We start from the raw sequence: 14760 nt of genomic DNA, 5'->3' as shown, positions 1-14760 counted from the left end.
TATATAATTTTTAAAGTGTGAATATTATCGACCTTTTTCCTCCTCGGTTTCCTGAACCATTTTAGTTTTTTGTAAAAAAGTCAGCCATTAGTTCTGCTTGTTTTAATACCGTATCGATTGCTTTGGCTTGCTTGTCTGGCGGATATCCCCACTTGGTCAATGTACGCTTTACAATTACCATTAGTCTGGCTCTTGCACTTTCTCTGATTGTCCAGTCAATCGTTGCGTTAGTTCTTACTTTGTCTGTAATTTCTCTTGCAATTTCTTTGAGTTGATTATCACCCAAAACCATTACGGCGCTATCATTTACTTCTAAAGCGTTGTAAAAAGCAACTTCGTCTTTGGTTAGCCCAAGCTGTTCGCCTTCTTTGTCGGCTTCTTTTATTTCTTTTGCAATGTTTATCAGTTCCTGAATGATTTCAGTAGTAGTTAGTAAGTTGTTTTGGTATCGTTTAATTGCTCCTTCCAACATTTCCAACAGTTTTTTGCTCTTTACCAGATTGGTTTTAGAACGAGTTTTTATTTCATCATTCAATAATTTCTTTAAAAGTTCCAACGCCAGATTTTGGTGTTTCATTCCCTTTACTTCCAAAAGGAATTCGTCTGAAAGCACTTCTAAACCTGAAATTTCTGGTTTGTCTATTCCCGCGGCTTCAAAAATGTCAATTACTTTGTCTGAGCTTAGCGCTTCGTCGACTATTTGTTTGATGGCTGTCTCAATTTCAATATCTGACTTGCCGGTTCCTGTTCCCTCAAATTTTACCAACCTTGCCTTTACAGCTTGAAAAAAAGCAATGTCGTCTTTGATTTCCATTGCTCTTGGGTGTGGAATGGATAAAGCAAAAGTTTGACTCAACAGTGTTACTTCTCTGATGAAACGGGACTTGCCCTCTTCCAAACCTAAAATGTGTTCTTCTGATTGCAGAATAATTGACATTTTTTCTTTTGGCTCGGCATTAAAGAAACGTTTATAGTTAAATCTAAAACTGTTTGAATAATATGCTTCTGGTTCTTCTACCAGAATGTCTTTTTGTGTTTTAGCTTCTTCATTAAAAAACTGTTGAACCACTTCATGTTTCTCACTCATCAATGCAATTGCTTTTTCCAAATCTAAAGTTGGTTCGCCTTTTCCACCTGCATCTGAATAGAAAGACAGTGCTTTTTTTAAATCGGTTGCTATACCCAGGTAGTCTACCACTAAGCCGCCTGGTTTGTCTTTGAAAACGCGGTTTACTCTTGCGATTGCCTGCATGAGGTTATGCCCTCTCATAGGTTTGTCAATATAGAGTGTATGCAAACAAGGCGCATCAAAACCAGTCAGCCACATATCGCGAACAATTACCAGTCGCAAAGGATCTGCAGGGTCTTTCATCCTTTCTGCTAACGCCTTGCGTTGTTTTTTTGTGGTGTTGTGACGTAGCATTTCGGGACCGTCCGCACTTGAAGAAGTCATTACCACTTTAATGGTTCCCTTACTTAAATCATCATCGTGCCATTCGGGCCTTAGAGCAACAATTTCTTTGTACAAATCAGCTGCAATTCTCCGGCTCATTGCCACAATCATTCCTTTACCGTCAAATACTTTTTGGCGCTGTTCGAAATGGTTTACAATGTCCTTTGCCAAATTTTTAATGCGTTCTTCGTTACCTACAATCGCCTCCAGTTTTGTGAATTTGGCTTTGGCTTTTTGTTGGTCTGTTATTTCTTCGTCTTGTTCCAGTTCTGCATCAAATTCTTCTATGAGGCGTTTTCCCTCTTCATCTAAATTCACTTTGGCCAAACGGCTTTCATAATAAATACGAACTGTTGCACCATCCGCAACTGCCTGTGATATATCATATACATCTACATACTGCCCAAAAACTTGTGGTGTGTTTACGTCAGTGCCTTCAATGGGAGTGCCTGTGAAGCCTATGTAAGTCGCATTTGGCAAGGCATCCCGTAGATACTTAGCGAATCCATACGCAATGCGATTGCCAATTTTTTCTTTAGTTTCCTTGTCTTTTATTTCTTTTATGGAGGCTTCAAAACCGTATTGTGTTCTGTGTGCCTCATCTGCTATTACAACAATGTTTCTACGCTCGGATAATTGGTCGTAAACAGATTTTTGGCCCTGCGGTAAAAATTTTTGAATGGTGGTAAATACAATTCCGCCGCTGGCTACTTGTAGCAATGTTTTTAAATGTTCTCTGTCGTTTGCCTGCACAGGCTCTTGTCTTAATAATTGTTTGGAGCTGGCGAAAGTATCAAACAACTGATCGTCGAGATCATTACGGTCGGTAATAACTAAAACGGTAGGGTTTTGCATTTCGGGTGCTGTAATCAGTTTACCCGAATAAAAAACCATACTCAAGCTTTTTCCCGACCCTTGCGTATGCCAAACAACACCGCCCTTTTTGTCTCCTTTGGAACCAGAAGCGATAATAGTAGATTGTACCGCCCGGTTTACTGCAAAGTACTGATGATAAGCTGCTAATTTTTTAACAGTTTCTATTTGAGTGATGCCTGTTTTAGGGTCTTCCTTTTTCGTCTTTTCAAAAACAATGAAATTGCGAACCAAATCTAAAAGGGTAGAAGGGTTCAGCATTCCTTTTAGTAATATTTCCAGCTGTGGGCTAAATCTTGAAGCCTGTCTTCTGCCATCTGTGGTTTTCCAGTTCATGAAACGGCTGAAGCCCGCAGAAACGCTTCCAGCTTTGCATTCCATTCCATCTGATATAACACAAATGGCATTGTAAGTAAACAGGCTTGGAATGGTTGCCTTGTATGTTTGCAGCTGCTCGTATGCTTTGCGCATAGTGGCGTTTTCATCTGCCGCATTTTTTAGTTCAATTACTACTAATGGTAACCCATTTACAAACAGCAATACATCGGGACGTTTGTTTTGATTTTTTTCTACAATAGTGTATTGATTAACACATAAAAATTCATTGTTCAGCGTGTTTTCAAAATCAATCAATGCCACTTCGTAACTCCGTTCAAAACCATCTTGCTGATAAGGTATTTTTACTTTCTCTACTAAAAGCTCATGAAATCTTTCGTTGTTATAATGCAAATCAGGCGAATAGATTCGTAAAACCTCTTGAATAGCTTGTTCCTGTGCATGGTGTGGAATACCTGGGTTTAAAACCGACACCGATTTGCGCAACCGTTCCACCAAAACGATTTGCTCAAAGCTTTCTCTTTCAGCTTGCTCTGCTCCCGGAGCAATAGCCAAGCCGGGAACATACTCCCAACCCATACCTTGGAGTACTTCAATTGCAAAGGCTTCTATTTTATCTTCGGTTATTGGTTTCATTGGGTTGAAACTGTATTTAATTCGGAAACTCTTATTTCGCCTGACATTAGTTTAGGAAGTAATGTGTCTCGGGTTTGATTTAATGTGCGGATTTGGGCTTGGTTGGAATTTATTTTGTTCCAAAAGCCAGATGCCAATTTATCAAATTCGAGCAATTTTTTTTCTGGTGGTTTTTGAAATTCGATTTTTTCAATATCTGATGGCTTTAGTGAAGGATAAGTAGATGTTGAACCTTCAGCGATTGCATGTAGATATTCTGTCATATCATTTCCGGTTAATAACAAATAGATGAAATATGGACTTATGTGCGCACAAGTGATAACGCAAAATCCAGTAGATACAACTAAATTTTCTTTTGGATTGTTTATGATTCCGTAATGGTGTTGATCCGGTCTTACTGTTGAAATTAGAATGTCATTGTTTAGTACAAGTCTCTTTGCTCTGCTTGGCGCGTCCTTTAAAAAAAGTTTTTGAGTTTCGTTGATTATTCCGTTAGTAATTGAGCTAGTATCAAGGTATTCGATAACCTCAAATTGATATTCTTTAGAAATGCTTCTTTGGTTTGTTTCCACAAATCGCCTAAGAGTAAACTTCTCCCAACTATCCTCTGCTTCCTCTACAAACCATTGCCTAAACAGCGTTTCTGCCAATTGTTCTAAGGTTTTGTTTTGGCGGTGCAACAGGTCTATTTTGTCATCGAGGCTGCTAAGTATAGAGGCAATGGCGGTTTGTTCTGGGAGAGGGGGTAAACGCAATTTTAGATTGTCGAAACAATTTTTAGGAACCCTTTGTCTTCCTGAAGTTCCTTCAAAATTATTTTCTGCAAAATCCCTTACTTCGTCCCATCTTGATAAATAGAAAACGAATTCATTATCAGAAACATTCTCTTTACCTCTGAAAACGAGAAATTCAGTTGAGCCAAAACCAATTCCATTTTCCAACCCCCTCACTTGACAAATTTTGCCATTTTCTAAACATGGAGTAATTCTGGCAAACAAAGTATCTCTTTCTTGAAATCTCGCCCCACTAGAAGTTCTTCGTTTAGCAGACGGGGAACAAATTTTATTTCCATCTTCTAAGTCCTTCATTTCAACAAATGAATATTCCGCATTGCCTTTCAAACTAACTGTTGGATTAATTAAGACAAAGTCAGAAAAGCGATGTTCCAGCCAGCTACTATACAATTCGAGCCCCACTCGGTCAATGTGGTCTTTAAGGTCTGGTTCTTGTATGGTGTGGTAATTAATCAAATCAATTTTATGGGTAATGCCTTTTTCCTCAAGAGCCACACTCATCGCAATAATATCATCGGTATGTAAATCTTGTCCTTTTAGGGCAATGTCGATATCGCTATCGGGCCGGTAATTACCTTTGGCTCTGCTGCCAAATATAAGTGCCTTGTCTACTTTTGAATGCTGTTCAAAAATGGTAATAAGATCATCAATGGTATGTTGTGTTAATCCAAATTTCATGCAGTGTCGTCTTGATTAGAAAGGTTCTTTTCTTCTTTTATTTTCTCTAATTGTAAACGGGTTTCTAGTTGAATGAACAAATCATAGTAACTATCCAAAATGTTTTCTGCAATATCGTCTGTGGTTTCGCTATCATAAGTGTGAGAAGTTAAGTCACGAGATTTTTTCATTTCTTTCCATGCTTCCTTGTTTTTAATGATTCCATCTTCCAATGCCTGTTTAATTATTACATTCGGGCCACCATTGTCGTTTGGTCGATTGTGGTGTCGTAAGTAATCTTGTAAAGTTTTCCAGGCCAGATCAAATGTAAATTCAAAACCTTGTATCAAGCCTTGCTGCTCCAAATCTGACAAGTCCCTTTTTTCTGTTATAGCTACCGCTTTTCCAAGTCTAGCCAGTGCTTTACGATAATTGTTAAACCGTTGTATCCAGCGTATATCCTCGTTAGCCATTTCCAGGTAGTTTTATCTTAGCCAAATTTTCAATAATCTTTTTATTCAGGTGGGCTTCTTCAGCAATTTGTTTTTCCAACTCTGATTTCAAGGCAGTAAAGCGTTCTACAAAATTAAAATCATCTTCTTCGTCAGCTAATCCAACATATCTTCCCGGTGTCAATACATAGTTGAGCTTTTCTACTTCTTCAATAGTTGCCGCTTTGCAAAAGCCTGCCACATCTTCATAATTTCCCTGAGGGTTTCGCCAGTTGTGATAGGTGCCTGCAATCAGGTTTATGTCGTCATCGCTTAAGTCTCTGTTTTTGCGGTTTATCAGGAAGCCCATGTTTCTTGCATCAATAAACAAGATCTCATTTTTACGGTTTCTAAAATCGCCATTGGTTCTGTTACGAGATAGAAACCACAAACAGGCTGGTATTTGAGTATTCAAGAATAATTTGGTGGGCAGGTTTACAACGCAGTCTACCAAACCTTGATCCACCAGCTCTTTTCTAATATCTCCTTCACCTCCTGTGTTGCTGGTAAGTGATCCTTTAGACAATACAAAACCCGCTTGTCCTGTCGGAGCCAAATGATATAAGAAATGTTGTATCCAGGCATAGTTTGCGTTCCCTGCCGGGGGAATTAGGGTTTTGCCTAATACTTTCCATCTTGCGTCATCTCGCAAAAGTTCGCCACTCCAGTCGCTGTCGTTAAACGGTGGGTTGGCAATAATGTAATCGGCTTTCAAGTCTTTGTGAGCATCATTTAAAAACGAACCTTCGTTGTTCCATTTTACGTTGCTGCTGTCAATGCCACGAATCGATAAATTCATTTTTGCCAAACGCCAGGTGGTTTGGTTGCTCTCTTGTCCGTAGATAGAAATACGATCGGCAGGGTTTAGTGCCAAACCGGCTTTCCCTTTCGTTTTGTAATGGTCCTGGTGTTGATTGATGAACTTTTCGCTTTGTACAAACATTCCGCCGCTTCCACAACAAGGGTCAAATACCCGTCCTTCGTAAGGTTCAAGCATTTCAACCAATAATTTAACAACACTTTGCGGCGTATAAAACTGGCCACCTTTTTTCCCTTCTGCCAATGCGAATTCACCCAGGAAGTATTCAAATACTTGTCCTAATAAATCTTTGCTTTGGGCCTCCTTTGTTCCCAATGTGGCAGAACCTACAAGATTCACGAGTCCGCCCAAACTGCTTTTGTCCAGCTTTTCCTGCGCAAATACTTTTGGTAAAACACCACGCAAAGATGGGTTGTCTTTTTCAATAGCATCCATTGCATCGTCAATGTCTTTGCCAATCGTTGGTTGAGTGGCTCTGCCTTGTATGTAATTCCAACGAGCCATTGCAGGAACAAAAAATATTTTCTCTGCCACATATTCGTTTTTGTCCTCGGGATCTGCACCTTCGCTTTTTTGTGCAACCAATTTTTGGTATTGTTCTTCAAAAGCATCAGATATGTATTTCAAGAAAATCAAACCCAAAGCAACATGTTTATATTCGGCAGCATCCATATTTTTACGGAGCTTGTCGGCAGCTTTCCAGAGTTTTTTCTCTAATGGTTCTTCCTGTTCTGTCTTTGCTGTTTTAGCCATTATAGTTTAATAAGTTTTCGATCTGGCAAGATACTTTTAAAAGTTTATTGTTTCCACGACATCCGTCTGAATACGGGCTTAATTTATTGATTTTGGTTATTTTGCAAATAAAGCGTCTATATATAGTCTAACCAATTTTACCGTTGTACTTTTAATTGAAGCTTTTGAAAAATTCTTGATCAATCTCAAAAACTGTCACTGGCTTAAGTCCTAAGTGATATTTCTCAAAGAGTTCAACTAATCTGGCGCCGTCAATTAGTTCGATTGGCGTAACGCCATCGCGATTAGCCTCATTTTTTGCTTCTTTAGTGAAACGTCCGGTTGTTATTATAAGGCCTTTTTCCCCGCGACCCTGCATAGCGCCACGAAAGTCACGTACATGATGTGGAGAAACTGTTTCTTTATATCGTTTGCATTGGAAAACAATATTCAAACTAACAACGTCGTTCAACTTTACAATTCCTTTTCCGTCTATCCCTTGGTCACCCGAGCCGCCAGTTATTATGATCTCATTTATGCCTATCTCGGTTAGAAGCCGTTTGCATAGTTTTTCAAAGCCAGAGGGCGAAAGATTTTGGATTATATTAATTAAACCAACAGAGTGTTCTTCATCTTCTGTTGCTATATTTTCAAATTTCGGTTCTGTTTTTTGAACTTTTGAAGTTGAGGTTTTCTTTACGCTATCGTGAACACTTTTAAAGAGGGTGTAAACATCATGGTCATTTAACTTTTTATCTAGCCCCTCATTTGTAAGACGCCAAATGCCGCGTTGAGTATTGTCAATCAGTCCTGCCTTGAACAAGTAAAATCTTGCCCATTGAATTTGATTTCTAATTCGGGACTGTCCATTGGCGGTTGTTTCCTCTAGTTCATCTTCTCCTATACCTAACTTGTCTATAACCTGATCAATAATATCGGATGAATCGCCTGCTCCACCATTTAGTTGTAGAGCTGTTAATACGGGATTTATATATTTTAAGAATTCCGGTCCTTTCATATTTAATTAATTTCATTCCTGCGCATTTCAGCGAGATTTAACCAAAGTGAACTTACTAATTCTTCAGGAAAATAAAAAAGCAAAGCAACTGGCATTAAGAACACATGGGAGATTTTTTTGACATGGTGTAACGGAGGATAAACAAAAAATCCCGTAGGCCAAAACCTACAGGATTTCAAATTTTGTGGAGCTGAGGGGAGTCGAACCCCTGTCCAAACATATTCTCCAAAAGCTTTCTACATGCTTATTTCTTTATTATTTGTCGGCGGCGTACAGGAAAAGAACCAACCAATACACTACTTAGCTGAATGGTCTTAAGTTGTAGTCACAGCCTTCTACAACAGCATTCTGTGTTTGTTTTTGAGTCGGCGGCGGCGCATGGTAACAGAACAACCGGCGCGGCGGCCCTAATGACTATCTAATCACTGATTAGGCAGCCATGGCATACTGAGTATTGCCATTTGAATTTTGTGCATTCCAGATTAAAGTGCAGATTACACAACGCACTGCATGCTTACACTCTCAAAGATCTACGCTGTCAAAACCAATACAGCCCCGGAAAGATGTACGGGGATTTACCTTGCGTACAGTTTTCGCGAACAGCAAATTTACGTAAATAATTAAGAATTAGGAATTAAGAATTAAGAATTGTGGCGTGGCATGTTTTGTATGATTTTTAGCGGATTACTGTGGCAGGAAATGAAAAGCGCCGGATGCGGTTCCTCATTTGAGGGGCTTCGACAAGCTCAGTCTGACACTCCGATTTCGCTGTCAGACTGAGCTTGTCGAAGCCTTCTGACATCACAAGGAAAACAGCCGTTCATCACGAAAGCCGAATTAAAACAATTCCTAATTCTTAATTTTTAATTCCTAATTGAATAAAACCCTAGTTTCACAAGATGGAGAATATCACGGCATACACCAAAAGAATCACCAGGCTGGAAGAAGATTTAGCACTTCTCAAAAGAAGAAAGAATGCCATAAGCTGGGTACGCTTTATCATCACCATTGTCGCGGCCGTGGTGACCTGGCGATTGAAAGACAATGGCTGGCTGTACATTGCTTTGCCACTTGTTATTTGGCTCGCTGTTTTTCTGCGCCTCGTTGTGCTGGCGGTGAAAAACAATGCGGCTATTGCGCATCATCAGCGGCTTGTGGCGATCAATCAACAGGAAATTGAAATAGCGAAAGGACATTATACCGATCTGCCGGATGGCAGTCAATTCAAGTTGCATGTGCACGACTATGCGAACGATCTCGACATCTTTGGGAGGGCTTCCATTTATCAGTATATCAATCGCACAACTTCCGAACAGGGAAATAAATTTTTCGCCGGTAAGCTGCTGCATCCGTCTGAGGTAAACGAAATTCTCCAGGTACAGGAAGCTGCAAAAGAATTGGCTCCCGCATATGAGTGGCGACAGGAGTTACAGGCACACGGTATGGAATCTCCGATTACAATTGCTACCCAGGAAAAAATTGCAACCTGGCTCCGCGAACCCTTTGCATTTTCAGGCAGCAAGGGGTGGCAACTAATGCGCATTATTTTTCCATTGATCAGTTTGTCCACGCTGCTATTGCATATCGTAGGCATTATTTCATCGCCTATTTTTTATGCGCTGGTTATTTTGTATTTGCTCATTTCGGGGGGCATCACAAAAACAGTTACGGCGCAATACCTTTCTCTTAATAAAATAGTAGGGCAGGTGACTACTCTTTCCAATAGTCTTGTAACCATTGAAAAACTTGCTCCTAAAACGTCTTTGCTGCAAGCCATTAAAGCGAATTTTGTCGGCGCAACATCTCAATCGTCCACAGAAGTAAAGCGTTTGAAAAGCATTCTCGACAGTTTTGATATCCGTCTTAATCCACTGGTTTTTCTTCCGCTCAATGCCTTTTTGCTGTGGGATCTGCAATTGATTTTTCAGTTGGAAAAGTGGAAGCAAAAAAATCAGTCAAACGTCAACAATTGGTTTGACAAACTAGGCGAAATTGAGTTTCTAAATACCGTTGCCAATCTGCATTTTAACCAGCCGCAATGGGCCTTTGCATCATTTGTTGAAAAGCATGGATACCTTGCAGCAACAGATATCGGCCATCCTTTGATTGAAAAAAAGAAAAGGGTTGACAGCAATTTTGAAATCCACGGAACCCCGCAACTGGCTCTGATTACGGGTTCCAACATGGCAGGCAAGAGTACGTTTTTGCGAAGCGTGGGAACAAACATCGTACTCGCCATGATGGGTGCGCCAGTGTGTGCGTCTTCGTTCGTGCTTTCACCCATGCGTGTGATAAGCACAATGCGCATCGCAGATAACCTGGAAGAAAGCACTTCCACTTTTTACGCAGAACTTAAAAAACTGCAATACATTATCGAGGCGGTGAACAAAAAAGAGAAAGTCTTTTTACTCTTCGATGAAATTCTCCGCGGCACTAACTCTGCCGATCGTCACCTTGGCTCGGCTGCTTTGATCAGGCAATTGATGCATCACGATGCTATTGGTATTTTAGCAACGCACGATCTCGAACTCACTAAACTCACCAGCGAGTTTCCGCAATCCATCCGCAATTATCATTTCGATATGCAACTCAAAAACGGCAGCGAATTGTTTTTCGATTACAAACTAAAAGATGGCATTTGCGAGAGCATGAATGCCGCGATATTGATGAAGATGATTGGTATTGAGTTTAATTGAAAATTGAAAGTTGAAAGTTGAAAATGGGAGAGAGTATGGCACACGGATGACACGGATTTGACGGATTTTCACGGATCAAGGATTGAGTAACTGAATGACCGGAGTGACATCGTCCAAAGAAGTTTTTTGAATATAAACATTCAGTTATTCAGTTACTAAATTATTCAGCTATTTGAACAATAATTCGTGTAAATCCGTCAAATCCGTGTCATCCGTGTGCTAAAAAAAGCCACCGCGCAATGCGATGGCTCTGTTTTTAGTTGTATCTGAAATCGTTTATTTGAATAGTCTGAAGATGTCTAACCCCAAAGCATAGGCCATAATTCCCAGCAACAACACCATGCCTGCCATTTGCGCATACTCCATGAATTTATCGCTTGGTTTGCGGCCGCTGATCATTTCATATAAAGTAAATAAAGCGTGACCGCCATCGAGTCCCGGAATTGGAAGAATATTCATCAATGCCAATACGAGAGAAAAGAAGGCTGTCAGACCCCAGAAACTCTGCCAATCCCAAACCGGTGCAAACATTTTACCAATTGAAACAACACTTCCCAAAGACTCATTCGCATTTACTTTGCCGCTAAAGATCAGTTTCAATTGCAGCCAGTACGATTGTAATGTTTCTTTGCTTTTTTTCACACCTGCAGGAATTGCTTGTGCGAAACTGTAGTGGATCTCTTTTGTTTCGAAAAATGGCTTGATATCTCCGTTGTAAACGCCTATGATGCCAGTTTCTGGAATGGTAAGCGCGATGTGGTTTGTGTCTTTGCCACGTAATATGGTTAGGTCAACTTGCTTCCCTTTGTTTTTCCAAACCTGCTTTCTGAAGTCCTGGAAAAATTCAGTGTTGGTGCCATTTATCGCAATGATCTTGTCGTTCTTTTTTATCCCGGCTTTTGCTGCCGCGCTGGTGTCGCTGGCAAGGCTATCTACTTTTGTGAAAGGCACACGCATCTCAATAAAGTTGACCGCTTTATATTTGATCAGTTTGCCTGCAAAATCATCCGGAATATTAACGGTTTGCTTTTGACCGTCTCTTTCAACTTCCACTGTTTTTGATCCGCTCAAAATGATCTTCATCGGTATTTTGTTGAAGCGATCGATGTATTCGCCATCAACACTCAATACTCTATCGCCATCCTTAAATCCGATACTCTGTGCCAATGAATCGGCAGCAATACCATAAGTGAATTTATTGGTTGGTACATATTCTTCACCCCAATGCCAAAGCATGCAAGCGTAGATAAGGAAGCCCAAAATAAGGTTTACCAAAACGCCGCCGACCATGATGATCAATCGTTGCCAGGCCGGTTTGCTGCGAAACTCCCATTCTTTTGGAGGAAGCTTCATCTGCTCCTTGTCCATGCTTTCGTCGATCATGCCGGCAATTTTTACATAGCCGCCAAATGGAACCCAGCCGAGACCGTATTCAGTTTCGCCAATTTTCTTTTTAAACAGGGAAAACCATGGATTGAAGAAGAGGTAGAATTTTTCAACGCGGCATTTGAACCATTTGGCCGGAAGGAAGTGGCCAAGCTCGTGCAATACAACGATGATGGAAAAGGATAAAATAAACTGTCCTGCTTTTACTGCAAATTCTGTCCAGTCGATTGCTAATAAGGTCGTCATACAGGTATTATAATCACCGTATCCCGGTACTTTTTGAATTTTGAATAGTGGCAAATATAGGGAAAAGTTTGCGGCGCAGGAATGAGGAAAAACGCTCAATGCTTAATGCCTAACGCTTAACGCCGGAAACACCCGAAAATGCCGCCAATATAGAGAATATATTTTTGTTAATCTTTCCCCGGAAGTGGTTAACGCAGAACGCTTAGCGATTAACGCACGGTAAAATAGTCCGAATATTTCGCCAATATCCTAGTGACGCACCTCCAACAGCGTCCAGCGTTAGGCGTTAAGCGTTCAGCCCATTACAGGCTCAACAACGACGCTGCAAATTCCCTCGCTTCCGCATCACTATTGAAATAATCTTCCAGCGTTGGTTTCTCAATGAAAGGCACTTTTTCCATGGTGCGTTCAATGAGGTCGGTCATGTCGAGAAAGCCCAGGCGATTGCGCAGGAACGCGTATACACCCATTTCGTTGGCCGCATTCATTACGCAAGGCAGGTTACCACCTTTGAACAACGCAGCTGTTGCAAGGCCAAGGTTGCGGAAAGTTTTAAGATCCGGTTCTTCAAAAGTCAGGGCGTTTGGTTTGCGGAAATCATATCGTGGAAAATTGTTCGGCAAGCGCTGAGGAAAACCAAGTGCATACTGAATCGGCAATTTCATGTCAGGAAGGCCCATTTGCGCCTTCAGGCTACCATCTTCAAATTGCACCAGGCTATGAATGATGCTTTGAGGGTGAATGACCACCTGCAATTGATCAGGCTTCAGGTTAAACAGCCATCTTGCCTCGATCATCTCGAGACCTTTATTCATTAAAGTCGCAGAGTCAACGCTTATTTTAGCACCCATACTCCAGTTGGGATGTTGCAAAGCGTGATCGCGTTTTACGTTTACGAGGTAGTTGGGTTTTTTGCCCAGAAATGGTCCGCCGGAAGCAGTAAGGATCACCTTTTCGATCTTGTTGCGCGTTTCGCCTACAAGGCATTGAAAAATGGCGGAATGCTCGCTATCCACCGGAATGATCGGCACACGGTATTGCACTGCTTTTTGCATTACGATATCGCCGGCAACCACCAGTGTTTCTTTGTTGGCCAGTGCTATCGGTTTTCCGTTTTCAATGGCTTTAAGGGTAGGTTTTAGCCCTGCAAAGCCAACAATTGCCGCCAGCATCATATCATAATTATCCATGGCTGCTACTTCTTCCAAAGCATCTTCCCCGGCAAAAACTTTTACGTCGGTGCCCGAAAGGTCTGCTTTCACTTTCGCGTACTGGGATTCGTCCCCTATAACAACAATATTCGGCTTGAATTGTCTTGCCTGTTCTACAAGCAAAGTCGCGTTAGAATGTGCGGTCAGAATTTCGGCTTCAAAAAGGTTCTCATTTGCTGCAATTACTTCCAGCGCCTGTTTGCCAATGGAACCAGTCGAACCAAATATAGCAATACGTTTTTTTGTAATGTCCGGCATTAGCAATGATATTTTGATGGCAGGTTATAAAACTGTGCCATTATTATTAAAATTTTAAAGAATCTGGCCGGTGGCAGTATCAATAATCGGTCTTTCAAATCTGAAGCACTTTGTCTTCAAAACACAATACCAGGATCAATGGAAAATTTTCAACTAAACCGGGGGGCTAAATTAAGGCAATAATCGGACTGAAATGGGTTTTCGCGATTAAAGTTGTGGCAAGCTGTGAACAAATTGTGTATTTAATGAATTGAGATGGAGCAATATAGCAGGGAATAACTGAATAACTGATTAACTGAATAACAGAAGGTTGGTATTCAATCATTCATTACAAAGGTGAAACACTCAGTTATTCAGTTAATCAGTTATTCAGTTACTAGAAAGACGGCAGCTTTTTTCACATATTTCGCAAATAAATATCCCCGGCTATTTTTTAATTGTCAATTTTACATTAATTTAGTTCTAACGACGATTGACTGCTATGCCATTTAATATTCCGGACGATACTGCATTACTGAGTCTGCTTGCTCAAGATGATGAAACGGCGTTTCAAATCTTGTTTGACAAGTACAGAGGAAAGATCTTCAGCGTTGCCTATGTCTACGTTAAAAGCTCCTCCGTGGCTGAAGAAATTGTACAGGATGTCTTTCTCAAAGTTTGGTTCCAGCGAAAAGATTTGCAAAACATAAAGAACTTCAAATCCTGGCTATACACGGTTAGCAAAAACTATATTATTAATTACCTGGAAAAACTTGCCAACGAACAAAAAGCAAGACGCCACTATAGCCAAATGCATGTGGTATCCGAGGATAATTGTGATTTCAAAATACGCGATAATCAATACACGCAATTGCTCACAGACGCCATTCAGCAGTTGCCTGCGCAGCAGCAGAAGATCTACACCATGGCGAAGCAGGGCGAATTATCTTACGACTCTATCGCCAGCAAACTCAATATTTCACGACTTACCGTTAAAACGCACATGGCCCGCGCTCTTGAATCCATACGCAGCTACATAAAGGCGCATGGAGGAGCGTTGATGGTGGCCTGCATTATGAGCAACTTTCTTTAATAACTGAATAACTGAGTAACTGAATAACTGAACTTGAAGGTCGACCTTTCATCAATTATTCAATTATTCAATAATTCAACC

At 40.7% G+C, this 14760-nt stretch carries 9 protein-coding genes and 1 other RNA gene; 2 read left to right on the top strand and 8 right to left on the bottom strand.

The features are described 5' to 3' along the window. Window positions 1–61 precede the first annotated feature (61 nt). From KTO63_RS06325 to ssrA, 6 genes are all read right to left on the bottom strand, one after another. Window positions 62–3298 carry a type I restriction endonuclease subunit R gene (locus KTO63_RS06325; RefSeq protein ID WP_217790400.1) on the bottom strand — a complete coding sequence of 1079 codons (3237 nt, stop codon included), beginning with the start codon at window positions 3296–3298 and terminating at the stop codon, window positions 62–64. Then, window positions 3295–4770 (bottom strand): restriction endonuclease subunit S, encoded by a 1476-nt coding sequence (locus tag KTO63_RS06320; protein WP_217790399.1) that lies wholly within the window; start codon window positions 4768–4770, stop codon window positions 3295–3297. Before KTO63_RS06320 ends, KTO63_RS06325 begins: the two co-directional genes overlap by 4 nt. Continuing rightward, window positions 4767–5222 (bottom strand): nucleotidyltransferase substrate binding protein, encoded by a 456-nt coding sequence (locus KTO63_RS06315; protein ID WP_217790398.1) that lies wholly within the window; start codon window positions 5220–5222, stop codon window positions 4767–4769. Before KTO63_RS06315 ends, KTO63_RS06320 begins: the two co-directional genes overlap by 4 nt. Continuing rightward, a complete protein-coding gene (locus KTO63_RS06310; protein ID WP_217790397.1) occupies window positions 5215–6813 on the bottom strand; it encodes a type I restriction-modification system subunit M in 1599 nt (532 codons plus the stop codon). Before KTO63_RS06310 ends, KTO63_RS06315 begins: the two co-directional genes overlap by 8 nt. A 151-nt stretch (window positions 6814–6964) precedes the next feature. Beyond that, on the bottom strand, window positions 6965–7810 hold the full coding sequence (locus tag KTO63_RS06305) for a restriction endonuclease (RefSeq protein ID WP_217790396.1): 846 nt from the start codon (window positions 7808–7810) through the stop codon (window positions 6965–6967). A gap of 182 nt (window positions 7811–7992) precedes the next feature. Next, window positions 7993–8367: a transfer-messenger RNA gene (gene ssrA, locus KTO63_RS06300) on the bottom strand. A 342-nt stretch (window positions 8368–8709) separates the two neighbouring features. On the opposite strand from ssrA, the gene KTO63_RS06295 reads away from it, so the two are divergent. Beyond that, the gene (locus KTO63_RS06295) at window positions 8710–10506 is read left to right on the top strand and encodes a MutS-related protein (protein ID WP_217790395.1); all 1797 of its coding nucleotides are present in this window, start codon (window positions 8710–8712) and stop codon (window positions 10504–10506) included. A 276-nt stretch (window positions 10507–10782) separates the two neighbouring features. On the opposite strand, the gene rseP is transcribed toward KTO63_RS06295, so the two are convergent. Continuing rightward, window positions 10783–12192 (bottom strand): RIP metalloprotease RseP, encoded by a 1410-nt coding sequence (rseP, locus tag KTO63_RS06290; protein WP_262901956.1) that lies wholly within the window; start codon window positions 12190–12192, stop codon window positions 10783–10785. A gap of 248 nt (window positions 12193–12440) precedes the next feature. After that, entirely contained in the window at window positions 12441–13607 is a 1167-nt protein-coding gene (locus KTO63_RS06285) for a 1-deoxy-D-xylulose-5-phosphate reductoisomerase (RefSeq protein WP_217790394.1), read from the bottom strand. Between the two features lie 481 nt (window positions 13608–14088). Here KTO63_RS06285 and KTO63_RS06280 point away from each other — a divergent pair, with 481 nt between their 5' ends. Next, the gene (locus KTO63_RS06280) at window positions 14089–14679 is read left to right on the top strand and encodes an RNA polymerase sigma factor (RefSeq protein ID WP_217790393.1); all 591 of its coding nucleotides are present in this window, start codon (window positions 14089–14091) and stop codon (window positions 14677–14679) included. Window positions 14680–14760 lie beyond the last annotated feature (81 nt).

This window comes from Pinibacter aurantiacus, from assembly GCF_019130065.1.
In the GTDB taxonomy this organism is placed as follows: domain Bacteria; phylum Bacteroidota; class Bacteroidia; order Chitinophagales; family Chitinophagaceae; genus Pinibacter; species Pinibacter aurantiacus.
Note: the sequence above shows the minus strand (reverse complement) of the source record. Positions and strands in the feature narration are given on the sequence as shown.

Bases quoted from the DNA above. Each gene is read 5' to 3' on its own strand.
- KTO63_RS06285 (WP_217790394.1), bottom strand. From the start codon at position 13,607: ATGCCGGACATTACAAAAAAACGTATTGCTATATTTGGTTCGACTGGT.
- KTO63_RS06325 (WP_217790400.1), bottom strand. From the start codon at position 3,298: ATGAAACCAATAACCGAAGATAAAATAGAAGCCTTTGCAATTGAAGTA.
- KTO63_RS06280 (WP_217790393.1), top strand. From the start codon at position 14,089: ATGCCATTTAATATTCCGGACGATACTGCATTACTGAGTCTGCTTGCT.
- KTO63_RS06320 (WP_217790399.1), bottom strand. From the start codon at position 4,770: ATGAAATTTGGATTAACACAACATACCATTGATGATCTTATTACCATT.
- KTO63_RS06315 (WP_217790398.1), bottom strand. From the start codon at position 5,222: ATGGCTAACGAGGATATACGCTGGATACAACGGTTTAACAATTATCGT.
- KTO63_RS06310 (WP_217790397.1), bottom strand. From the start codon at position 6,813: ATGGCTAAAACAGCAAAGACAGAACAGGAAGAACCATTAGAGAAAAAA.
- KTO63_RS06295 (WP_217790395.1), top strand. From the start codon at position 8,710: ATGGAGAATATCACGGCATACACCAAAAGAATCACCAGGCTGGAAGAA.
- KTO63_RS06305 (WP_217790396.1), bottom strand. From the start codon at position 7,810: ATGAAAGGACCGGAATTCTTAAAATATATAAATCCCGTATTAACAGCT.